At 68.3% G+C, this 22,068-nt stretch carries 19 protein-coding genes; 1 reads left to right on the top strand and 18 read right to left on the bottom strand.

Going from position 1 to position 22,068, the window contains the following annotated elements; all coding sequences use genetic code 11:
* The 9 genes from ACOADB_RS10360 to ACOADB_RS10320 form a co-directional block, all read right to left on the bottom strand.
* The coding region (locus ACOADB_RS10360) for an AAA family ATPase (RefSeq protein ID WP_378597978.1) at positions 1 to 545 on the bottom strand (545 nt) is incomplete at its 3' end.
* A 55-nt stretch (positions 546 to 600) separates the two neighbouring features.
* Complete coding sequence (locus ACOADB_RS10355) at positions 601 to 1,848, bottom strand: ABC transporter ATP-binding protein (protein ID WP_378597920.1); 1,248 nt, start codon at positions 1,846 to 1,848, stop codon at positions 601 to 603.
* The gene (locus ACOADB_RS10350; RefSeq protein WP_378597918.1) at positions 1,845 to 2,966 is read right to left on the bottom strand and encodes an ABC transporter ATP-binding protein; all 1,122 of its coding nucleotides are present in this window, start codon (positions 2,964 to 2,966) and stop codon (positions 1,845 to 1,847) included. The genes ACOADB_RS10355 and ACOADB_RS10350 overlap by 4 nt, the downstream gene beginning before the upstream one ends.
* Positions 2,967 to 2,978: 12 nt before the next feature.
* Complete coding sequence (locus ACOADB_RS10345) at positions 2,979 to 3,995, bottom strand: ABC transporter permease (RefSeq protein WP_378597916.1); 1,017 nt, start codon at positions 3,993 to 3,995, stop codon at positions 2,979 to 2,981.
* Between the two features lie 196 nt (positions 3,996 to 4,191).
* Entirely contained in the window at positions 4,192 to 5,913 is a 1,722-nt protein-coding gene (locus ACOADB_RS10340) for an ABC transporter substrate-binding protein (RefSeq protein WP_378597914.1), read from the bottom strand.
* A gap of 71 nt (positions 5,914 to 5,984) precedes the next feature.
* On the bottom strand, positions 5,985 to 6,995 hold the full coding sequence (locus tag ACOADB_RS10335; protein WP_378597912.1) for an ABC transporter permease: 1,011 nt from the start codon (positions 6,993 to 6,995) through the stop codon (positions 5,985 to 5,987).
* 173 nt (positions 6,996 to 7,168) lie between these two features.
* Entirely contained in the window at positions 7,169 to 8,941 is a 1,773-nt protein-coding gene (aspS, locus tag ACOADB_RS10330) for an aspartate--tRNA ligase (RefSeq protein ID WP_378597910.1), read from the bottom strand.
* Positions 8,938 to 10,329, bottom strand: a complete 1,392-nt coding sequence (hisS, locus tag ACOADB_RS10325) for a histidine--tRNA ligase (protein ID WP_378597908.1) — start codon at positions 10,327 to 10,329, stop codon at positions 8,938 to 8,940. Before hisS ends, aspS begins: the two co-directional genes overlap by 4 nt.
* A gap of 5 nt (positions 10,330 to 10,334) precedes the next feature.
* The gene (locus ACOADB_RS10320; protein WP_378597906.1) at positions 10,335 to 11,045 is read right to left on the bottom strand and encodes an MBL fold metallo-hydrolase; all 711 of its coding nucleotides are present in this window, start codon (positions 11,043 to 11,045) and stop codon (positions 10,335 to 10,337) included.
* 46 nt (positions 11,046 to 11,091) lie between these two features.
* Between ACOADB_RS10320 and ACOADB_RS10315 the strand changes: the two genes are divergently transcribed.
* On the top strand, positions 11,092 to 12,330 hold the full coding sequence (locus ACOADB_RS10315; protein WP_378597904.1) for a DUF349 domain-containing protein: 1,239 nt from the start codon (positions 11,092 to 11,094) through the stop codon (positions 12,328 to 12,330).
* A 106-nt stretch (positions 12,331 to 12,436) separates the two neighbouring features.
* Here the strand turns inward: ACOADB_RS10315 and ACOADB_RS10310 are convergent, their stop codons facing one another.
* The 9 genes from ACOADB_RS10310 to ACOADB_RS10270 form a co-directional block, all read right to left on the bottom strand.
* Positions 12,437 to 13,165 carry a hypothetical protein gene (locus ACOADB_RS10310; RefSeq protein ID WP_378597902.1) on the bottom strand — a complete coding sequence of 243 codons (729 nt, stop codon included), beginning with the start codon at positions 13,163 to 13,165 and terminating at the stop codon, positions 12,437 to 12,439.
* A gap of 408 nt (positions 13,166 to 13,573) precedes the next feature.
* Positions 13,574 to 15,802 (bottom strand): RelA/SpoT family protein, encoded by a 2,229-nt coding sequence (locus ACOADB_RS10305; RefSeq protein ID WP_378597976.1) that lies wholly within the window; start codon positions 15,800 to 15,802, stop codon positions 13,574 to 13,576.
* Positions 15,803 to 15,931: 129 nt separating this feature from the next.
* Entirely contained in the window at positions 15,932 to 16,486 is a 555-nt protein-coding gene (locus ACOADB_RS10300) for an adenine phosphoribosyltransferase (protein ID WP_378597900.1), read from the bottom strand.
* Positions 16,487 to 16,493: 7 nt separating this feature from the next.
* Positions 16,494 to 17,759, bottom strand: a complete 1,266-nt coding sequence (secF, locus tag ACOADB_RS10295) for a protein translocase subunit SecF (protein ID WP_378597898.1) — start codon at positions 17,757 to 17,759, stop codon at positions 16,494 to 16,496.
* The gene (gene secD, locus ACOADB_RS10290; protein WP_378597896.1) at positions 17,759 to 19,528 is read right to left on the bottom strand and encodes a protein translocase subunit SecD; all 1,770 of its coding nucleotides are present in this window, start codon (positions 19,526 to 19,528) and stop codon (positions 17,759 to 17,761) included. Before secD ends, secF begins: the two co-directional genes overlap by 1 nt.
* A gap of 1 nt (position 19,529) precedes the next feature.
* Positions 19,530 to 19,883 (bottom strand): preprotein translocase subunit YajC, encoded by a 354-nt coding sequence (gene yajC, locus ACOADB_RS10285; protein WP_378597894.1) that lies wholly within the window; start codon positions 19,881 to 19,883, stop codon positions 19,530 to 19,532.
* A gap of 141 nt (positions 19,884 to 20,024) precedes the next feature.
* A complete protein-coding gene (gene ruvB, locus ACOADB_RS10280) occupies positions 20,025 to 21,104 on the bottom strand; it encodes a Holliday junction branch migration DNA helicase RuvB (RefSeq protein WP_378597892.1) in 1,080 nt (359 codons plus the stop codon).
* A gap of 4 nt (positions 21,105 to 21,108) precedes the next feature.
* Positions 21,109 to 21,711: a Holliday junction branch migration protein RuvA gene (ruvA, locus tag ACOADB_RS10275; protein ID WP_378597890.1), complete on the bottom strand. Its 603-nt coding sequence runs from the start codon at positions 21,709 to 21,711 to the stop codon at positions 21,109 to 21,111.
* Positions 21,708 to 22,068: crossover junction endodeoxyribonuclease RuvC (locus ACOADB_RS10270; RefSeq protein WP_378597888.1), on the bottom strand; the 361-nt coding region annotated here is incomplete at its 5' end. The genes ACOADB_RS10270 and ruvA, both read right to left, overlap by 4 nt.

The following is a 22,068-nucleotide window of genomic DNA, read 5'->3' as shown; positions in this document are numbered from 1 at the left end:
TCGGTCAAGGGCTGGAGCCGTAGCAGCAGGCTGCGCGAGAGCAGCGGCGAGATCACGCTGAACGACGGATTCTCCGTCGTCGCCGCCACCAGGGTCACCCAGCGGTTCTCGACACCCGGCAGCAGGGCGTCCTGCTGGGCCTTGCTGAACCGGTGCACCTCGTCGACGAAGAGGACCGTCTCCTCGCCCGTCGACACCAGGCTCGACCGGGCAGCCGAGATCGCCTCGCGCACTTCCTTGACGCCGGCCGACACCGCCGACACCTCGACGAACCGACGACCCGTCTGCTGGCTGATGATCGAAGCGATCGTGGTCTTGCCGGTGCCCGGTGGTCCCCACAACAACAGGGACAGCGACTGGTCACCCTCAACGAGCTGGCGCAGCGGCGATCCGGGAGCGCGCAGGTGCGCCTGCCCGACCAGCTCGTCCAGGTCGCGGGGCCGCATCCGCACCGCCAGCGGCGCCGCGGCATGGGCCGCGTCCGAGAGCGACCCGCCGGACGTCGTACGACTGCCAGGCACCTCGAACAGACCCGGCTCGCTCACGTGAGCAGCCTACGGCGCCGCGCCGACAGGGGCTCGCGCCCCTGCACGACGCCGTTCAGACCCGCCCGATCGTCTTCTTGTCGAGGTCGAACCACGTGTCGGCGAAGCCGGGCTGCTCGACCAGGTCCGTGCTCGGGCTGGCGCCCGGGTCCGGACGTCCTTCGCGGTCCACACCGAGCAGGCCCGAGGTCAGCGGCTCACGCGGTGCTTCGCCGAGGCGTCCCGGGAAGTGGCAGGCCACCTTGTGCTTCTGGCCGATCTGGAGGAGCGGCGGCTCGTGCCGGGCGCAGATCTCCTGGGCGATCGGGCAACGGGTACGGAAGCGGCAACCCGACGGAGGATCGATCGGGCTGGGGACGTCACCCTCGAGCCGGATCCGCTCGCGTCGGCCACCGGTGGCGGCCTGGCGAACGTCCGGCACCGCGGAGAGCAGGGCCTGCGTGTACGGGTGGTGGGCGTTGTTGTAGATCGACTCGCGGTCACCGATCTCGACGATCTTGCCGAGGTACATCACCGCGACCTCGGGGCAGAAGTGCCGGACCACGGCGAGGTCGTGCGCGATGAAGAGGAACGCGACGCCGAATTCTCGCTGGATGTCCTGGAGCAGGTTCACGACCTGCGCCTGGATCGACACGTCGAGCGCCGACACCGGCTCGTCGGCCACGAGCAGCTTGGGCTGGAGCGTCAGGGAGCGCGCGATGCCGATGCGCTGGCGCTGACCGCCCGAGAACTCGTGCGGGTAGCGGTTGTAGTGCTCGGGGTTGAGGCCCACGATCTCGAGCAGTTCCTGGACCCGGGGAAGGATCTGCTTCTTCGGCAGGATCTTGTGGATCGCCAGGGGCGCACCGATGATCGAGCCGACCGTGTGCCGCGGGTTCAGCGACGTGTACGGGTCCTGGAAGATCATCTGGATGTCGCGACGCAGCGGCTTCAGCTGGCGAGCCTTGGCGTGCGCGATGTCCTCGCCCTCGAAGCGGATCGCCCCGGAGGTCGGCGTGTAGAGGCGGGTGATCAACCGACCTGTCGTGGACTTCCCGCAGCCGGACTCACCCACCAGGCCGAGCGATCCGCCCTCCACCACCTGGAACGAGACGCCGTCGACGGCCTGCACGTGGCCGACGGTGCGCCGCAGCAGCCCGGGCGACTTGACCGGGAAGTACATCCGCAGGTTGTCGACCTCGAGGATCGGCGCAGCTCCCACGGGCGCCACGGCCGCCGCGTGCCCCGCGGCGGTCAACACGTCGGCCACAGCGGCCGGCTCATGGTCGTCCAGCGCGCCGGGCGTGTATTCGTCGTAGCTCATCGGGCACCTTCTGCATTGTCCGCTGCGTTGTCCGCTGCGTTGTCCGCTGCACTGTCAGCAAGGATGTCGTCCACCAGGTCCGGTGCGATCTCGGGGAGCACCTCGGTCTCGTAGATGCTGTCCGGGTCGCTCAGGTGGCACCGCTTGAGGTGCGCACCGCCACGGGTTCCGGCGACCAGCGGCGGCAGCTCCGTACGGCACAGGTCGCCGGGCACCTTGTCGCGGTGCAGGCAGCGCGGGTGGAAGGCGCAGCCGGTCGGCGGGTTGAGCAGGCTGGGCGGACTGCCGGGGATCGGAACCAGTCGCGCGTCGGTGTCACCCGTCACGTCGGGCACGCTGGAGAGCAGTCCCCACGTGTACGGCATCTCCGGGTGCGTGAGGATCTCCTTGCAGGGACCGTGCTCGACCGCGCGCCCGGCGTACATGACCAGGACGTCGTCGGCCATCTCGGCCACCACGCCCAGGTCGTGGGTGATGATCATGACCGCCGAGTTGAACTCGCGCTGGAGGTCCTGGAGCAGGTCGAGGATCTGCGCCTGCACCGTCACGTCGAGCGCGGTGGTCGGCTCGTCGGCGATCAGCAGGCCGGGGTCGTTGATCAGGCCCATCGCGATCATCGCGCGTTGGCGCATGCCGCCCGAGAACTGGTGCGGGTAGTCACTGATCCGCTTGTCCGGGTTGGAGATGCCGACCCGGTCGAGCATCTCGATGGCGCGGGTCCGCGCCTCCTTCTTCGTGACCTGGTTGTGGACGCGGTACGCCTCGATCAGCTGGTTGCCGACCGTGTAGTACGGGTGCATCGCGGACAACGGGTCCTGGAAGATCATCGACACGTCGCGGCCACGCATCTTGCGCATGTCCTCGTTGCTCAGCTCCAGCAGGTCGACACCGTCGAGCAGGATGTGCCCGCTCACGATGGCGCTGCTCCCCCGGTGCAAGCCGAGGATCGTCGAGCTGGAGACCGACTTGCCGGATCCCGATTCACCGACGATGCCGAGAGTTTTTCCCCGCTCGAGGTCGAAGGAAAGGCCGTCGGTCGCCTTGACGATGCCGTCTGCTGTCGGGAAGTGGACCTTGAGGTCCTGGACCGAGAGGTACGGCGTGGGCGCGGTGCTCAATGGAGGCGTCTCCTAGCCGACCCGCACCCGCGGGTCGATGAATGCATAGAGGATGTCGACGATGATGTTGGCCGTGATCACGAAGGCACCGGCGATCAGCACGATCCCGATCAGGACGGGCAGGTCGTAGTTGGTGTTCGCCGAGACTGCGAGCTTGCCGAGACCGTTGAAGTTGAAGATCGACTCGGTGATGATCGCGCCGCCCAGGACGCTGGCGAAGTCGAGACCGGCCATCGTGACCAGTGGGGTCAACGCGGCCCGGAGCGCGTGCTTGAACAGGACCTTCCGCGTGGCGAGCCCCTTGGCCCGCGCGGTGCGGACGTAGTCCTCCGCCTGCGACTCGAGGACGAACGCGCGCGTCATCCGGACGTAGCCGGCCATGTAGAGCATGGCCAGGGTCACCGCCGGGAGCAGCAGGTTCGAGGCCCAGGCGCCGACGCCGCCCTCAGCGATCGAGGTGTACGACGGCAGCGGATAGAGGTCCCACTTGATGGAGATGTACGTCAGCAGGAACGTGCCGATGAAGAACGACGGGAACGCATAGAGGAACAGCGAGGTGCCGACGATGCCGCGATCGAGGAACGATCCCTTGGTCACGGCCGCCAGGACCCCGATCAGGACGCCGAAGAAGATCCAGAGGATCACCGCTGCGAGCGCGATCGAGAAGGTGACGGGCATGGCCTCGCCGACCATCTCGTTGACGGTCTTGATGCTGTAGGTCGAGTAGCCGAAGCAGGGTGCGTCGCAGTCGACGACGTTCTCGGGAGCTGCCTTGCGGAGCTCGGGGTCAGCGGGGAACTGTCGACCGACCGCGACCCCCTTCACGAAGGAGCCCCACTGCTCGATCGTCGACTTGTCGTAACCGAGGGCCTTGCGGGCCTGCTCGCGCTGGACGGGCGAGCAGTTCTTGCCGCACGCGAACTGGGCCGGGTCGACGGGCGAGGCGAAGAACAGGGTGAACGTCACCAGGCTCATCGCCAGGAGCATCGCAACGCCGACGAAGACTCGGCGGATGACGTAGGCCAGCATGCGGGAATCACCTCAGGGGTCGATGGCGATGGAACGGTGAGGGCCCCGAGGGATGTCTGGGCCACTCCGGCCGCCGGATGGACACGGACTGAGTCAGTCCGGGTCCACCCGGCAGCGCGGTGGTGTGGGTGTACTCAGGAACGAGCACCCGGTGGTGGGTGAGGAGCCACCTGGACCCCTCACCCACCGGGTTGAATCACTTGACGCTGATCAGCCCCAGGTCCGCGAACCCGTTGGAGGCCGGGGTGGTGGCGAAGTTGACCTTCGACCCGTGCACCCAGTTGAACAGCGCGATCTCGAGCGGGACGTACGCGTAGTCCTTACCGAGGACGGCGTCAGCCTTCTGGAGCGCTTCCGTCTGCTCCTCGAGGGTGCCGGCGGCCTGCGCCTCGTCAACGAGCGCGTTGAACTCGTCGCTCTTGTAGTTGCCGTAGTCCTGGTTGTTGGACGACGGCGTGAGGTTGATCCGGCTGTCGAACAGCGGCGCGGTGACCGTCAGTGCCGACGGCCAGTCCGCACCCCAACCGGCCCACGTGACGTCCGAGTCAGCGTTGGGGTCCTGGATGGTCGGGTAGTAGGCGTCGGTCAGCGGGTTGAGCGTCACGTCGAAGCCCGACTTGTCCCACGTCTCCTTCAGCGCAGCAGCCTGCTTGTCAGCAGTCTCCGACGCACCGTCGTACGTGAACTTGAGCTTGTACGGCAGCTTGACGCCGGCGTCCTCAAGGATCTTCTTGGCGGCGTCGGGGTCACCGGCGCCCAGGTCCTTGAACTGCTCGACCGGCTGGTAGCCCGGAACGACCGGGTTCACGATCGAGTCGGCCTTCTTGTAGAACTTCTCGCCACCACCGGCGGTGATCCATGCCTCGACGTTCGTGGCGGTTGCGAGCGCCTCACGGACCTCCAGCGAGAGCCGCTTGGTGTTAGGCACCAGGTAGTCGACGTACGGGGACTCGACGTTCTGGTACCGGTCCTTGAGGGTGACAGCCTTGGCGATGAACTGCGGCAGGACACGCGTACCGGTGACGGCAGCCTGGACCTCTGCGCTGTCCTCGATCAGCAACTGGTTGATGACCTCCGGCGTCTTGCCGATGTCGAAGATGATCTTGTCCGGGTTGGCCTGACGGTTCTCCGGGGAGTCCGTCGAAGCGTCGTACTCCGGGTTGCGAACGAGCGTGCCGCCCTTGTTCTCGTCCCACTTGCCCTCGAGCATGTACGGGCCGTTCGAGAAGATCTCGAAGTTGGAGCCCTCACCCTTGTCGAGGTCCGCGCGGTACGGGTCGAGCATGTGCAACGCCGCGATGGCGAGCGGGAAGTCCGGCCACGCCTTCTTGAAGTTGTACGTGATGGTCTTGCCATCGCAGGTGACGGCCTTGTCGAAGTCCGCCTGGCCCTTGTCGGTGTAGGGGCCCTTGTAGACCGGAGCGCCGTCGGCATCCGTGGGGATGTCGAGGTAGCTCAGGAGGTAGTTCGGGCCACCGGTGATGACGTCGTTGGCGAAGGCACGCGAGGCTCCGTACTTGAAGTCCTCACACGTGATGTCCTTGCCGTCCTGCCAGGTGACGCCGTCCTTGACGGTGAACTTCCACACCTTGCCGCCGTCGCTGGAGGTGCCCGTGTCGGTCGCGAGGTCGGGAACCGGCGTGTTGGCGGTCTCGATGTCGGTCGCGGTCGGGAACGTGACGAGCTGGCGGTAGACGGTGCGACTGAGGTTGCTGATGTCACGGCCGACGTAGACCCGGTGGGGGTCGGTGTGACCCATCGGGCTGGCGAGCAGGTAGGTCAGCGTCCCGCCCTTCGTGGCTTTAGTCGGGTTGGACGAGTCGTCATCGTCGCTGCTTCCACCGCCACAGGCGGCGAGAGAGACCACCAAGGCAGCCGTAGCGGACGCCGCGAGCAGCCGCTTTCGAGTGTTGGCCATGAATTCTCCTTCAGTGTGTACGCGCCTGGCGGCGGCACATTCGGCGGCGACCTGCCGTCGAAGATCTTGGGTTAGCGGTTGGACTTCGGGTCGAGCGCGTCGCGCATGCCGTCGCCCATCAGGTTGAAGCACACGACGATCAGTGCGATCACGAAAGCGGGAGAGAAGAAGTAGACGAAGTCGAACTCTGCGTAGGTGAGCGAGTCGCGCAGCACGTTGCCCAGGGTCGGCGTCGGCGGCTTGATGCTGACGCCGAGATAGCTCAGTGCGGCCTCGGCGGAGATGTAGGCCGGCAGCAGCAGCGTGAACGACACCAGCAGCGGCGCCCAGAGGTTCGGCAGGATCTCCTTGAAGTACATCCGGTACCGCGAGGCGCCGAACAAGGTCGCCGCGTGCACGAACTCGCGCTCCCGGATCGACAGCACCTGTCCCCGGATGAGCCGGGCGATCGGCGGCCAGCCGAAGAGGGCCAGGAAGACGATGCAGTACGTCGCCCAGGCGACATCGCCCTCAGGCACGTGGAAGTTCTTCGTGAGCAGTGCGTACATCGGCGCCGACAGGGCCAGCAGCATCAGCGTCGAGGGGAACGAGAGGGTCAGGTCGATCAGCCGGCCGATGATGCCGTCGGTCAGGCCGCCCGTGAATCCAGCGATGATGCCGAGGACCGTTCCGATGGCCATCGCGAGCAGGCTCGCGATGATCGCGATCGTCAGCGACAGCGTCGTACCGAGCCAGACCCGCGACATCACGTCGCGGCCGGTGCCCGGCTCGACGCCCAGCGGGTGCTTCCAGCTGATGCCGCCGAGCGAACCCTCCGGAAGGGTGAACTCGTTGAGCAGGTCCTGGTGGTAGCTGGTCGGGTCGAGCAGACCGAACTTCACCAGGAACGGCGCCAGGATCCCGCCGATGATGTAGAGCGCCACGATGATGAACGACACCATCGAGAGCTTGTCCTTGCGGAACCGCTCGATCGCGAGTCGTGTCGGTGACTTGCCCTCGACCTTGCCACGATCCATCTCGTCGGGATGACCGGTGGGGTCGGGCAGACTCTCGCTCTCGAGGTTGCTCACCGTGGTGGTCATGTCACCTCTACGTCCGTTGCTCGCCGCCAACGGGACGTCTGTGAGCCGTCCCGTTCAGTGCCGTCCGATGTCGGCACCGCGAGCGACATTAGGTGCTCACGTTGCGCCAAAGCGATAGCGACGCGGTAACGGTTTGGTCTCGACCTACCGGAAAATCCTTCCGGCCCGAACGGTCAGGACTTGGTTTCGTCCTCCGGAGGGGCGTCCACACCGGCTTCCTTGCGCTGCTCGGGCGTGATCGGCGCAGGAGCAGCCGTCAACGGGTCATAGCCGCCACCGGACTTCGGGAACGCGATCACCTCGCGAATCGAGTCCACCTTGGCCAGCATGGCGACGATCCGGTCCATGCCGACAGCGATGCCGCCGTGCGGCGGCGCGCCGAACTTGAACGCGTCGAGCAGGAACCCGAACTTCTCCTGGGCGTCCTCCTCGCTGATGCCCATGACCGAGAAGACGCGCTTCTGGACGTCCTCGCGGTGGATCCGGATCGAGCCACCACCGAGCTCGCTGCCGTTGCAGACGATGTCGTAGGCGTACGCCAGCGCGCTGCCGGGGTCGGTGTCGAAGGTGTCGGCGAACTCGGGCTTCGGCCCGGTGAACGCGTGGTGCACGGCCGTCCAGGCACCGGCGCCGACGGCGACGTCGCCCGAGGCGACAGCGTCGGAGGCCGGCTCGAACATCGGGGCGTCGACCACCCACGTGAACGCGAAGGCGTCCTCGTCGATGAGGTCGCAGCGGCGGCCGATCTCCAGGCGGGCGGCACCCAGGAGCGCGCGGCTGGACTTCGTGGCACCGGCACCGAAGAAGATGCAGTCCCCCGGCTCGGCACCGACGTGGGCGGCGAGCCCGGCCTGCTCCGCCTCGGAGAGGTTCTTGGCCACCGGACCGCCGAGCGAGCCGTCCTCGGTGACGAGCACGTAGGCCAGTCCCTTGGCGCCGCGCTGCTTGGCCCACTCCTGCCACGCGTCGAGCTTCTTGCGGGGCTGGCTGGCGCCACCGGGCATGACCACGGCGCCGACGTACTCGGCCTGGAACACGCGGAAGGTCGTGTCCTTGAAGTAGTCCGTGCAGTCCACGAGCTCGTTGCCCATGCGGAGGTCCGGCTTGTCGGAGCCGAACCGCGCCATCGCGTCGGCGTACGTCATCCGCGGGATGGGTCGCGGGATGTCGTAGCCGATCTGGTCCCACATCGCGGCGAGCACGTCCTCCATGAGGGCGATGACGTCCTCCTGGTCGGCGAAGCTCAGCTCGATGTCGAGCTGGGTGAACTCCGGCTGGCGGTCGGCACGGAAGTCCTCGTCGCGGTAGCAGCGCGCGATCTGGTAGTACCGCTCCAGGCCACCGACCATCAGCAGCTGCTTGAACAGCTGCGGGCTCTGCGGCAGGGCGTACCAGCTGCCCGGCGCGAGACGCGCGGGCACCAGGAAGTCACGCGCGCCCTCGGGCGTCGAGCGGGTCAGGGTGGGCGTCTCCACCTCGACGAAGCCGTGCTGGTCCAGCACGTCGCGGGCGGCCTTGTTGACCTTGCTGCGCAGCCGCAGGGCGTGGGCGGGTCCGCTGCGGCGCAGGTCGAGGTAGCGGTGCTTGAGGCGCACCTCCTCGCCGACGTCGACGTGGTCGCTGATCGGGAAGGGCAGCGGCGCGGCCGGGTTCAGGACCTCGACCTCGGTCGCCACGACCTCGATGGCGCCGGTGGGCAGGTTCGGGTTCTCGTTGCCCTCGATCCGCGCGACGACCTCGCCGGTGACCTTGAGGCAGAACTCGGCGCGAAGGCTGTGCGCGACGGCCTCGTCGCGGATGACGACCTGGACGATGCCGCTGGACTCGCGGAGGTCGATGAAGGCCACACCGCCGTGATCGCGCCGGTTGGCCACCCACCCGGCAAGGGTGACGGTCTGGCCGACGTGCTCGGCGCGGAGGGCGCCGGCGTCCTGGGTGCGGATCACGAGAGTTCCTTTTCGGTGGGTGTGTCGGTGCTGGAGTCGGTGGAGATGGCCACGACCTGCGGGCGCAGGTCCTGGCTCGGAGGTTGCCACGTCGCCGGGTCAGCAGCGACCTGGTTTCCGTTGCGGATGTCCTTGACCTCGTGCGCGACGGTGCCGTCCTCGGCGATCGAGGAGAACCAGACGTACGGGATGCCGCGCCGCTCGGCGTGACGGATCTGCTTGCCGAACTTCGCCGCGGTCGGCGCGACCTCGCAGGGAATCCCCTGCGCACGCAGGGCTGTCGCCGTGGCGTCCGCGTCGGCGCGGGCGTCCTCGTTGGTGAGGGCGACCAGCACGACGCTCGGCACCGAACGGTCCGACGTGAGCAGACCGCGCTGGACGAGGGGCACCAGCACCCGGCTGACGCCGAGGGAGATGCCGACGCCGGGGTACGTCGTACGACCATCGGTGGCCAGGGCGTCGTACCGACCTCCCGAGCAGATCGAGCCGAGCGACTCGTAGCCGTCCAGACGGGTCTCGAAGACCGTGCCGGTGTAGTAGTCGAGGCCGCGTGCGATCGACAGGTCCGCCTCGATCCGGACCGTGGCAGTCGTCAGCGGGGCGCACGCGCGGACCAGCGTCGCGAGCTCGTCGAGGCCCTCGTCGAGGAGCTCGTCCTTGACGCCGAGCGCCCGGACCTCGTCGACGAAGGAGTCGTCGGTGGTGCGGATCGTGGCCAGCGCGAGCGCCTTGTCGGCCTGCTCCTCGGTCACCCCAGCTTCGGCGAGCAGCAGCTCGCGGACCTTCGCGGGGTCGAGCTTGTCGAGCTTGTCGACCAGGCGCATCACCTCGTCGATCCCGTCAGCGGTGATGCCGAGGCCGGCGTAGAAGCCCTGGATCAGCTTGCGGTTGTTGACCTGCAGCCGGAAGCCCGGGAGAAAGCCCAGTCGCGAGAGGGCCTCGAGCATCACCCTTGCGACCTCCACGTCGTGGTGGAAGGGCAGGCCGTCGCGGCCGACGATGTCGATGTCGGCCTGCGTGAACTCCCGGAACCGACCCTCCTGGGGACGCTCGCCCCGCCAGACCTTCTGGATCTGGTAGCGGCGGAACGGGAACTCGAGCTTGCCGGCGTTCTCCAGCACGTAACGCGCGAACGGCACGGTGAGGTCGAAGTGCAGGCCAATGCCGGCGTCGCCCGACTCGTCGTGGAGACGCTTGAGGACATAGACCTCCTTGGAGGTGTCCCCCTTGCGCAGCAACTGGTCCAGGGGCTCGACCGCACGGGTCTCGACGTTGGCGAAGCCGTGCAGCTCGAAGGTGCGCGCCAGCGTCGCGACGACCTCCTGCTCGACGTGCCGCTGCGCAGGCAGGAACTCGGGAAACCCGCTGAGCGGGGTCGGCTTTGCCATGGAAACTACAGCCCTCGGGTCACTCGGCCCGCTGAACCCGAGTCGAGCAGATCCAGCAGGAAGGGGTTGGACGCGCGCTCGCGTCCGATGGTCGTCTGCTCACCGTGACCCGGCAGCACGACGATGTCGTCGGGCAGCGGCAGCACCTTGGCGCTCAGCGAGCGCAGCATGGCGGAGTGGTCGCCGCCGGGTAGGTCTGTGCGACCGATCGAGCCCTGGAACAGCAGGTCTCCGGAGAACATCAGCTCCGAGATGTCCTGGTCGCCGTACGGCGTCCGGAACGTCACCGAACCGGGCGTGTGCCCCGGCGTGTGGTCGACGACGACCTCAAGGCCCGCGAGCTCGAGGGCCGCGCCGTCGGCGAGCTCCTCGACCCGGTCAGGCTCGGTGAACTCGTACTTGCCGCCCAGCATCATCGCCGCGGTCTCCCGGGACATGCCCGCCATGGGGTTGGCCAGCAGGTGCCGGTCGTCGGGGTGGATCCAGGCCGTCGCGTCGTACGCACCGGCGACCGGCGTGACCGACCACATGTGGTCGATGTGTCCGTGGGTCAGCAGCACCGCCACCGGCTTGAGGTTGTGCTCACGGACCACGTCCGCGACACCGCTCGCGGCGTCCTTGCCGGGGTCGATCACGATGCACTCGGAACCCGCTCCGGTGGCCGCGACATAGCAATTGGTGCCCCACGGTCCAGCGGGGAAGGCAGCGATGAGCACCGACCCAGCCTATCGGCCTGAGGGTTCGGCACTAGCATGGCCCACTGTGACTACCTCCGACTGGGGCCGCGTCGCTGACGACGGCACCGTCTATGTGAAGACATCCGATGGCGAACGTGCGGTCGGGCAGGTCCCCGACGTGCCTCCCGAGGAAGCCCTGGCCTTCTACACGAAGCGCTACGACGCGATCGCGCTCGAAGTGGAGCTGCTCCACAAGAGGGTGGTCTCGGGGGTCCTGTCCCCCGAGGAGGCCGTCTCCTCCGTGAAGCTCGTGCGCGACCAGCTCGCCGACATCCATGCGGTGGGCGACCTGGCCGTCCTCGGGCGCAAGCTCGACGAACTCGGCCCGGTCATCGCCATCCAGCGCGAGGCGCGCAAGGCCGTCAAGGCGCAGAAGGCCGCCGAGGCCCGCGAGCAGAAGGAGAAGCTCGCCCTCGAGGCCGAGAAGATCGCGAGCGGCCGCGACTGGCGCAACGGCGCCAACCGGCTGCGCGAGCTGCTCGACCAGTGGAAGCAGCTCCCGCGCATCGACAAGGCTGCCGACGACGCACTCTGGAAGCGCTTCTCGACCGCCCGGTCGGCGTACACGAAGGCCCGCAAGGGGCACTTCGCCGAGCAGGACGAGAAGCGCGAAGGCGCACGCATCGTCAAGGAGCGCCTGGTCGCGGAGGCCGAGGCCCTGGCGGATTCCACCGACTGGGGTCCGACGTCGGGCAAGTACCGCGACCTGATGCGCGACTGGAAGGCTGCCGGCCCGGCGCCCAAGAACGTCGACGACAAGCTCTGGCAGCGCTTCCGGGGCGCGCAGGATGCGTTCTTCGGTGCCCGCGACGCCGCGAACGCCGCCCTCGACACCGAGTTCGCCGCCAATGCCGAGGTCAAGGAAGGCTTGATCGTCGAGGCTGAGGCCGTCCTCGGGCCCCTCGCCGAGACCGGCGACGTCGTGGCCGCCAAGGCCGCCTTCCGCCTCGTCGCCGATCGCTGGGACGAGGCCGGCAAGGTGCCGCGCGACCGGATCAAGGACCTCGAAGGACGGATGCGCGCCGTCGAGCAGACCATCCGCAAGGCCGAGGACGACCAGTGGCGCAAGTCCGACCCCGAGAAGTCGGCCCGCGCCGACGACATGGTGTCCAAGCTCGAAGCCGCCATCGCCGAAGCCGAAGCCAAGCTCGAAGCGGCCCGCGCCAAGGGTGACGCCAAGAAGATCCGCGACCTCGAAGAGAACCTCGAAGGGCGCCGGTCGTTCCTGGACATGGCGAAGAAGGCCTCGGCCGACTACCGCTGATGGGGCGCTGCAGGAATACCCGCTGAGGCGGGTATTCCTGCACTCCTTGGCCGTTGCAACGGTCGGCAAGCGCAAGAAACAGTCAGGGAGTCCGGTGCCCGGCACATCATGAGGCCGTACGACGCGCACGGGCCGTCGACACTGACGCGATGAGCCGCCGAACACGGGCCTCCAGCACCTGGGGGTCAGCGAGGTCGGCCCAGGTGATGCGCAGGCAGCGCCATCCAGTGAGCTCGGCGATCTTTTCTTCGCGGCGCTTCTCCCTCAGGACAGCGTCAGCAGGCGTCTCCCCCGGGCGCAGGTACTGCTCGTACTTCACCCGACCGTCGAACTCGATCCAGATCCCGTGATCCGGAAGCGCGAAGTCGAGGCGTGCGACGAGTACCGAGCCGTCGTACACCTCGAACTGCGGAATCGGCTTGGGCAAACTCCGTGCGAAGAAGAAGTACGACGTGCGGGACTCGCCGACTGACTCGATCCGGGGATCTGCCAGACGAAGCACAGTGTCGGTCGTGAGCGAGTATGGCCAGTGGTCCATCGACGCCTCGTAGCGGGCCACCAGGTCGGATGCCTTGAACTCGCCTCGATGCAGGAAGTGGTTGGCAACCACCAGCCCCGCCTCTGCACAGCCCAGGATCGTCGCCTCCAGCGTTGCGCGTACAGCCGACATGACGAGTAGCCCGTGCGTCTCGACCACATCCTGCGGGAGGAGCTTGCCGCAGTGTCTCTGGATGCCCGCTTCCCTTCGACCTGCGAATCCGTCCTCGCGGGTCACGTGCACCTCGCTCAGGTCGAACCCCCAGACGGGACCGTCGTGAAAGGGAACGGCAGACACGTGGCTGAGGATCACGCCAGTCCTCGCCTGCAGGTACACCGCTCGGCACCTCACTGCATAACGCTGTTCGTCTGTCATCGCTCGCCAAAGCTCGCCAACAACGTAGGCGCCGCGACGCGGCCGGTCCAGAACACCAGCTCGGACCTGTCGCGCCAGGGATCGGTCAGACTGGCCGCCGCGGGCGATCAGGTCACGGCGTAGACCGATGGGAAGGAGTCGCGGGTCATCCGGCGGAAGGATCATGCGATGCACGGTTCCCGGGTCCGGCCCGAATCAGGCGTCCACCTTTGAGCCTGTGGACAACGCCCGCAGCGTCACACTTCCTGACCTTTGCTGGCACTCCTTGACCGTTGCAACAGGCAGGAAGCGCAGGAATCCCCGCTGAAGCGGGTACTCCTGCAGCGCGACCTACTGAGTGACGCGGTACGCGTCGAACACACCGGGGACGGTACGCACGTTGTTCAGGACCGTGTCGAGGTGCTTGGCGTCGGCCATCTCGAACGTGAAGCGGGACTTGGCGACCCGGTCGCGGGAGGTGGTGAGGTTGGCGGACAGGATGTTCACGTGGGCGTCCGAGAGCGCCATGGTGATGTCGGACAGCAGGCGCGAGCGGTCGAGCGCTTCGACCTGGATGTTGACCAGGAAGGTCGACTGGCCGGTCGGGGCCCACTCGACGTCGACGACCTTCTCGGGCTGGCCGAGGAGGTCGCTGGCGTTGGTGCAGTCCTTGCGGTGCACCGAGACTCCCCCGCCCTTGGTGACGAAGCCGAGGATCGAGTCGGGCGGCACCGGGGTGCAGCACTTCGCCAGCTTCACCCAGACGTCGGGCGCTCCGGTGACCATGACGCCGGCGTCGCCGCTGGCCGGACGGCGCGAGCGGCTGCGGCCGGTGATCGTGACGGCCTCGGCGAGGTCCTCCTGGGCGCCCTCGTCGCCGCCGTGCAGCTCGATGACGCGGCGGACGACTGCCTGGGCGCTGAGGTTGCTCTCCCCCACCGCGGCGTAGAGCGCTGTCACGTCGGCGAGGCGGAAGGCATCGGCGACCAGCGACAGCGAGTCGTGCGTCAGCAGGCGCTTGAGGGGCAGGCCCTCCTTGCGCATCAGCTTGCCGATCTCGTCCTTGCCGCGCTCGATCGCCTCTTCGCGGCGCTCCTTCGTGAACCACTGGCGGATCTTGGAGCGGGCGCGCGGCGAGCGTACGAAGTTCAGCCAGTCGCGCGACGGTCCGGCACCTTCGGCCTTGGACGTGAAGACCTCGATCACGTCGCCGTTCTCGAGCGTCGACTCGAGCGGCACCAGGCGGCCGTTGACCCGCGCGCCGATGGTGCGGTGGCCGACCTCGGTGTGGACCGCGTACGCGAAGTCGACGGGCGTCGCCCCCGAGGGCAGCGCGATGACGTCACCGCGCGGGGTGAAGACGTACGTCTCGGTCTGGTTGATCTCGAAGCGCAACGACTCCAGGAACTCGCCCGGGTCCTCGACCTCGCTCTGCCAGTCGAGGAGCTGGCGCACCCAGGACATGTCGTCCATGTCGCCGCGCTTGTCGGTGTCGGTGCCGGTGCGGCCGTCTTCCTTGTACTTCCAGTGGGCCGCGACGCCGTACTCGGCGCGACGGTGCTGGGCGAACGTGCGGATCTGCATCTCGACGGGCTTTCCCGCGGGACCGATGACCGTCGTGTGCAGCGACTGGTACATGTTGAACTTCGGCATCGCGACGTAGTCCTTGAACCGCCCGAGCACGGGGTTCCACCGCGAGTGCAGGACGCCCAGGACGCCGTAGCAGTCGCGGTCCTCCTCGACGAGGATGCGGATGCCGACCAGGTCGTAGATGTCGGAGAAGTCGCGGCCGCCGACGATCATCTTCTGGTAGATCGAGTAGTAGTGCTTCGGTCGCCCGGTGACGGTCGCCTTGATCTTCGCCTCGCGCAAGTCCTTCTCGACCTGGGTGATCACCTCGGCGAGGAACGAGTCGCGCGACGGTGCGCGTTCGGCGACCAGGCGCACGATCTCGTCGTAGATCTTGGGGTGGAGCGTCGCGAAGGCGAGGTCCTCCAGCTCCCACTTGATGGTGTTCATGCCGAGCCGGTGGGCCAGCGGCGCGTAGATGTCGAGCGTTTCGCGGGCCGTGCGCTCCTGGCTCTTCTGCGGCACGAAACGCAGCGTGCGCATGTTGTGCAGGCGGTCCGCCAGCTTGATGACCAGCACCCGGATGTCGCGCGACATCGCGACGATCATCTTGCGGATGGTCTCGGCCTGGGCGCTGTCGCCGTAGACGACCTTGTCGAGCTTCGTGACCCCGTCGACGAGGACCGCCACCTCGTCGCCGAAGTCGCGACGACACTCCTCCAGCGTGTACGGCGTGTCCTCGACAGTGTCGTGCAGCAACGCAGCGACGAGCGTCGGCTCCGTCATGCCGATCCCGGCGAGGATCGTCGTGACGGCCAGCGGGTGGGTGATGTACGGGTCCCCGCTCTTGCGCTTCTGCTCCGCGTGCAGGCGCTCGGCAGTGACGTAGGCACGTTCGAGCAGCGCCAGGTCGGCCTTGGGGTGATTGGTCCGCACCGCGCGGAACAGCGGCTCCAGGACGGGGTTGGAACCCTGGTTGCGGCTTCCCATGCGGGCCAGCCGCGCCCGCATGCTGCGTGCAGTGGCGGCCGGTTCGACGACGACCGAAGCAGGCGCGGCCGGGTCGACGGGCGCAGCGTCGTCACGCGGTTCAACGCGTGCGGGTGTGCGCTCCTCGGTCATTCGTCCAGTGTATGGGTCTCAGACGGCCAGCAGTGCCGTCACGGGGACGCTCCCGAGCTGCGCCCGGCCAGCCAGGAAACCCAGTTCCATCAGCACGGCCAGGCCGACGGCCTGCGCCCCGCACGCGGACACGAGCTCGCACGTCGCGCGTGCGGTCCCGCCGGTGGCCAGGACGTCGTCGATGAGCAGCACCCGGTCACCCGGTGCCAGGGCGTCCTGGTGCAGCTGGAGTACGGCGGCGCCGTACTCCAGCTCGTAGGAGACCTCGTGCGTGGCAGCCGGCAGCTTGCCCGGCTTGCGTACGGGCACGAAGCCGACGCCGAGTGCCAGCGCCACAGGGGCGGCGAGGATGAATCCCCGAGCCTCCATGCCGACGACCTTGTCGACGACCGGCCGGCCATCGGCGCCACGGCCAGCCGCAGCCAGGCCGGCGACGACAGCGGCAAAGCCCTCGGGGTCGGCCAGCAGCGGCGTGATGTCCTTGAACAGGATCCCCGGTTCGGGGAAGTCCGGGACGTCGCGCACCAGCCGGGTCAATGCCTCCGCTGCGCGCGCGCCCGCGTCCTCCCCCACCGGGGCCCTACTTCTTGCCGCGCTTGGAGCGCGACTGGCGGACCGGCTGCTTGCGTCCGGCGCTGCCGCTCTCGGAGACCGGACGCGTCGGGGTGGGGACGGTGCGTCCCTTGCCGACGGCACCCTGGACCTGCTGGCGGGACGCTCGCGGCGTCTCCTCCGGCTGCTCGTCCTCGCGGAGCTCGTCGGGCTCCTCGAGCCCCTCGGCGTTGCTGACCGCGCGGCCAGCGACGACTGCCGTGTCCTCCTTGAAGACGGGCACGGCGGCGTACTTGTCGGCCAGGGCACGCTGCTTGGCCTTCGCGCGACGGGCCTGCAGCTGGACCTCGGTCTCCTGCATCTTCAGGTGCACCAGCACGCGGGGCGCGAGCATCACCGAGGAGTAGACACCGATCGCCATGCCGACGAACTGGGCCAGCGCCAGGTCCTGGAGCGAGCTCGCACCCAGCTGGACCGCACTGACGTAAAGGATCGCGCCGATCGGGATGAGCGCCACGATCGAGGTGTTGATCGAGCGCACCAGGGTCTGGTTGACCGCGAGGTTCGCCGCGTCGGAGTACGACTGCGTCTTCTTGCGGAGCTGGTGGGTGTTCTCCTTGATCTTGTCGAACACCACGACCGTGTCGTAGAGCGAGAAGCCGAGGATCGCGAGCACACCGGTGACCGCCGCGGGCGTCACCTGGAAGCCGGACAGCGCGTAGACGCCGACCGTCAGAACCACGTCGTGGACCAGCGCGAGGAAGGCCGCGACGGACATCCGCCACTCACGGAAGTACGCCCAGATGAACAGCACCACGAGGACCAGGAAGATCACGACGCCGATCGCAGCGCGCTTGGCGACCTCCTTGCCCCAGCTGGGACCGATGTCCTGGATGGAGAGGTCACCCTCGGTGACGGTGGGGTACTTGTCGTGGATGAGCTCCGAGATCTCGGTGCGCTGCTGCTCGCTGAGGTTCTCGACCTGGACGGTCAGTGCCGAGTTGCCCTCGGTGGTGACGGTCGGGTTCTCGGCGTTCTCGATACCGGAGCCGGCGACCGCCTCCTGCAGCGCGTCGGCCGCGTCCTGAGTCGCGTTGCCGGATCCCACGGGGACCGACAGCGTCGTACCGCCGGTGAACTCGACACCCATGTTGAGGGGCTTGAGGAACAGCACGGCCACGGCGACGCCCACCAGGACGATCGAGACGCCGTACCAGAGCCAGGGCTTGGCGACGAAGTTGAAGGACTTGCGACCCTGGTAGAGGTCGTTGCCCAGTCGGGACATCTTGCCCATCAGGCCTTACCCCCCACGGTCGCAACCTTGCGGTCGGGCGTGACATCCATACCGAGCGTCTCCTTGCTGAGACCCGACAGCTTGTGTCCGGAGTTGAACAACTTGAACTGGGCGAGCCAGGACACCAGCGGCTTGGTGAACCAGAAGAGCACCGCGAGGTCGATCAACGTGGTCAGGCCCAGCGCGAAGCCGAAGCCCTTCACGGCGCCGGTGGCGAAGACGTAGAGCACGAAGGCGGACAGCAGCTGCACCGTGTTGGCCGCGACGCGGGTGACGCGCGCACGCGCCCAACCGGTCTCGACGGCGACCCGCATCGACTTGCCCTCACGCATCTCGTCACGGATGCGTTCGAAGAAGATGACGAACGAGTCCGCGGTGATGCCGACGGCGATGATCAGGCCGGCGATGCCGGGCAGGGTGAGCGTGAAGCCGGCCGTCTCGCTGAGCAGCAGCACCATGGCGTAGGTGACGCCGGCTGCGACGAAGAGCGAGCTCACGACCACCAGGCCGAGGCCGCGGTAGTAGAAGAGGCAGTAGAGCATCACCAGCGCGAGGCCGATGGCCCCGGCGAGCATGCCTGCGTTGAGCTGGTTGCCGGCGAGGGAGGGCCCGATCTCCTCGACCGAGGTCTGCTCGTCGTCGAAGAGGATCGGCAGTGCGCCGAACTTCAGGCTGTTGGCCAGGTCGAGCGCGCTCTGCTCGGTGAAGTTGCCCTCGATCTGCGAGCGGCCGTCGGTGATGACGCTGTTCATGACCGGGTCGGTCAGCACGAGGCCGTCGAGGACGACAGCGAACTGCTCGTCGGTACCGGCGAACGCACGGGAGACAGCTTCGAAGTCGGTCGAAGCACCAGCGGAGCCCTTCGGCAACGCCTTGTCCTTGTCGTTGCCCATCTCGATGGCCACGACCCAGCGGACGGCGCCCTGGGGCGTCTGCGCGCTGGCGTCTTCGAGCTCGGTGCCCTCGACGACCGAGCGGCCGAGGAGGTACTTGATGGACTGGCCGTCCTCCGGCTCCTTGCAGGCGACGAGCGGCTCGTCCCAGACGTCCGGCAGGTCCGCAGGCTTGCCGTCGAGCGTGAGCAGGACACCCTTGGTGTCGCAGGTGTAGTTGTTGTACGCCGCGATCGCATCCGCGTCGGGCGCACGGGACCAGGCGATGTCGTCCTTGACGGTCCACTTCTCACCGTCACCACCCGGGTCGGTCGCGGTAGGAGCGGTCGGAGTCGCGCTCGGGTCGGCAGAGGGGTCCGCGCTGGGGTCCACGGTCGGGTCGGCCGTTCCGGTCGCCGTGTCGGTGGCGGTCGGAGTCGGGGTCGGCTCCTCGTCGGCGCCCAGGGAAAGGGGCGCACGGCCCAGACCGCCGGGGAGGCCGCTGGCCTGCGCACACGGGCCGCTCTGGTTGCGCTCGGAACACGCAACGAGGCGGAACCGGAGCTGTGCCTGCCGCTTGACGGTCTCCTCGAGCTGCGCCCGGTCGGTCGTCTTGCCGGGGACCTCGACGACGATGTTCCTGCCGCCCTGGGTGGTCACGGCTGCTTCGGCGACACCGGAGCCGTTGACGCGCTGGTCGATGATCCGGCGAGCCTCTTCGAGGTTCTCGCTGCTCGGTGCCTTCTCGGCGGTCAGCGTGATCCGGGTACCGCCCTGGAGGTCGAGACCCAGGGTGGGCTTCCAGCTCCCGGCAAGGGCGACCAGTCCGTAACAGACGGCCAGGCCGAGGAAGAAGATGATCAGGGTGCGTCCGGGGCGTGGGCGGCGGGCGGCCATGTCAGCGGTCCTCGGTGTCGGTGGGTACGGCGTCGTCGGCCGTCTCGGCCTCGTCGGCGTCATCGGTCTGGTCGGTCTGGTCGGTGTCGTCCACGGTGTCCACCCGCAGTGAGGCAACCGCTCCCCGCACGATGTGGATGACCACGCCGGGCGCGATCTCCACCTCGAGGTGGTCGTCGGCAGCACCGACGATGGTCGCGAAGACACCGGATGTCAGCAGGACGTCGTCACCGACGGACAGCGCTGCGTGGAGCGCACTGACCTCTCGCTGACGTCGCGCGGCAGGACGGATGATCAGCAGCCAGAAGACCACCGCAATCGCGGCAATCCACAGCCAGGGGTAGAGCTCCTTCACCGACAAACCTCTCCAGCACGCGCGGGTAAGCCACCGCTCAGGACGAGTGGAGGCGGGCCGACGGGCAAGTGTAGCCACGGACCCATGGCCACCGAGGATCGGTGGCGCACCCGCGCGCCCTGCGGCCGGGCAGCGACTCGGTCAGTCCTCGAACAGGGTCGGCACTGCGGTGTCCGGCGTCGCCGCCGGTGGGGTCAGGCCCAGGTGGATCCACGCCGCGGGCGTGGCGATCCGGCCGCGCGGCGTGCGGGCCAGGAAGCCGTTGCGCACCAGGAAGGGCTCGGCCACCTCTTCCACCGTCTCCCGCTCCTCGCCGACTGCGACGGCGAGGGTCGAGACGCCGACCGGTCCCCCGCCGAAGCGGCGGCACAAGACGTCCAGGACGCCCCGGTCGAGCCGGTCGAGTCCGAGCGAGTCCACTTCGTACAGGTCGAGCGCGGCCTGGGCGACCTCGTGCGTGACCACGCCGTCGGCGCGGACCTGGGCGAAGTCGCGCACCCGGCGCAGCAGGCGGTTGGCGATCCGGGGTGTGCCGCGCGAGCGGCCGGCGATCTCGGATGAACCCTCCGCCGTCAGCTCGACCCCCAGCAGGCCGGCCGAGCGATGGACGATGAGGTCGAGGTCGTGCGCCTCGTAGAACTCCAGGTGCGCCGTGAAGCCGAACCGGTCACGCAGCGGGCCGGGCAGGAGTCCTGCACGGGTGGTGGCGCCGACCAGCGTGAACGGCGGGATCTCGAGCGGGATCGCCGTGGCGCCCGGCCCCTTGCCGATCACCACGTCGACGCGGAAGTCCTCCATCGCGAGATAGAGCATCTCTTCGGCCGGTCGTGACATCCGGTGGATCTCGTCGACGAAGAGGACGTCGCCCTCGTTGAGGCCCGAGAGGATGGCGGCCAGGTCGCCGGCGTGGGTGATCGCGGGACCGCTGGTGATGCGCAGCGGTGAGTTCATCTCGTGGGCGATGATCATGGCGAGGGTGGTCTTGCCGAGGCCCGGTGGTCCGGACAGGAGCACGTGGTCGGGCGCCCTCCCCCGCTGCCGGGCCGCCTCGAGCACCAGGCCCAGCTGGTCGCGGACCCGCACCTGCCCGACGACCTCGTCGAGGCTGCGGGGACGCAACGCGGCCTCGACGGCCCGTTCGTCGCCCTCTGCCTCGGCAGCGGTCAGCGACCGGAGGTGAACGTCTTCGGCAGCCTCGAGCTCGTCTTCGTGGAAGGGCATCGCGTCAGGCCTTCGACAGCGAACGGAGGGCGGCCCGCAGCAGGGCACCGACATCCGGGGTCAGATCGGTCCCGGCCTGGTCGGCGACGGCGTCGACCGCCTTCTCGGCGTCGCGGGTGTTGTAACCGAGGCCGATCAGGCCCTGGTGGACCTGGTCGCGCCACGGAGCCGCGCCGGTCGTCGTACTGCCTCCGGCGGAGCCGGTCGGCGCGCCGATCCGGTCCTTCAGCTCCAGGATGATGCGCTGGGCACCCTTCTGGCCGATGCCGGGCACCTTGGTCAGGGTCTTGACGTCCTCGGTCGCGATGGCGGTGCGGACGCCGTCCGGGGAGAGCACGGCGATGATCGACTGCGCCACCTTCGGCCCGACGCCCGATGCCGTCTGGACCAGCTCGAAGATCGTCTTCTCGTCCTCGTCGGCGAAGCCGTAGAGGGTCAGCGAGTCCTCGCGGACGATCATGCTCGTCGGCAGCAGTGCCTGGCGCCCGGTGCGCAGCTGGGCGAGGGTGCCCGGCGTGCACATCAGCTCGAGGCCGATGCCACCGACCTCGACCACGGCACTGGACAGGGTCAGGGCGGCAACATTGCCCCGGACGAACGCGATCATCGGACTCCTCCTGCAGCAGGGCGGCTCTGGCGGGCACCGGCGGCGGCCACAGCCGCCTCGAGCCGGGCCTGGCTGCCTCCTCGCCAGATGTGGGTGATGGCCAGCGCGAGCGCGTCGGCGGCATCAGCGGGCTTGGGCAACGCGTCGAGGCGAAGGATCCGGGTCACCATCGCACCGACCTGGGCCTTGTCGGCCCGACCGTTGCCGGAGACGGCTGCCTTGACCTCACTGGGCGTGTGCAGCGCGACCGGCAGCCCGCGCCGGGCCGCGCAGACCATGGCGATGCCGGCGGCCTGGGCGGTGCCCATGATCGTGCTGACGTCGGATCGGGCGAAGATCCGCTCGATCGCGACAGCG

The sequence above is a fragment of the Nocardioides sp. CPCC 206348 genome (genome assembly GCF_048654705.1).
Classification (GTDB): Bacteria; Actinomycetota; Actinomycetes; order Propionibacteriales; family Nocardioidaceae; genus Nocardioides.
This window is presented reverse-complemented; position numbering and strand designations above follow the sequence as displayed.

What these genes read in the sequence shown, in the direction of transcription:
- ACOADB_RS10355 (WP_378597920.1), bottom strand. Translation starts at nt 1,848, where the DNA reads ATGAGCTACGACGAATACACGCCCGGCGCGCTGGACGACCATGAGCCG.
- ACOADB_RS10345 (WP_378597916.1), bottom strand. Translation starts at nt 3,995, where the DNA reads ATGCTGGCCTACGTCATCCGCCGAGTCTTCGTCGGCGTTGCGATGCTC.
- ACOADB_RS10340 (WP_378597914.1), bottom strand. Translation starts at nt 5,913, where the DNA reads ATGGCCAACACTCGAAAGCGGCTGCTCGCGGCGTCCGCTACGGCTGCC.
- ACOADB_RS10335 (WP_378597912.1), bottom strand. Translation starts at nt 6,995, where the DNA reads ATGACCACCACGGTGAGCAACCTCGAGAGCGAGAGTCTGCCCGACCCC.
- hisS (WP_378597908.1), bottom strand. Translation starts at nt 10,329, where the DNA reads ATGGCAAAGCCGACCCCGCTCAGCGGGTTTCCCGAGTTCCTGCCTGCG.
- ACOADB_RS10305 (WP_378597976.1), bottom strand. Translation starts at nt 15,802, where the DNA reads ATGCGGGCGCGGCTGGCCCGCATGGGAAGCCGCAACCAGGGTTCCAAC.
- secF (WP_378597898.1), bottom strand. Translation starts at nt 17,759, where the DNA reads ATGGGCAAGATGTCCCGACTGGGCAACGACCTCTACCAGGGTCGCAAG.
- secD (WP_378597896.1), bottom strand. Translation starts at nt 19,528, where the DNA reads ATGGCCGCCCGCCGCCCACGCCCCGGACGCACCCTGATCATCTTCTTC.
- ruvB (WP_378597892.1), bottom strand. Translation starts at nt 21,104, where the DNA reads ATGCCCTTCCACGAAGACGAGCTCGAGGCTGCCGAAGACGTTCACCTC.
- ruvA (WP_378597890.1), bottom strand. Translation starts at nt 21,711, where the DNA reads ATGATCGCGTTCGTCCGGGGCAATGTTGCCGCCCTGACCCTGTCCAGT.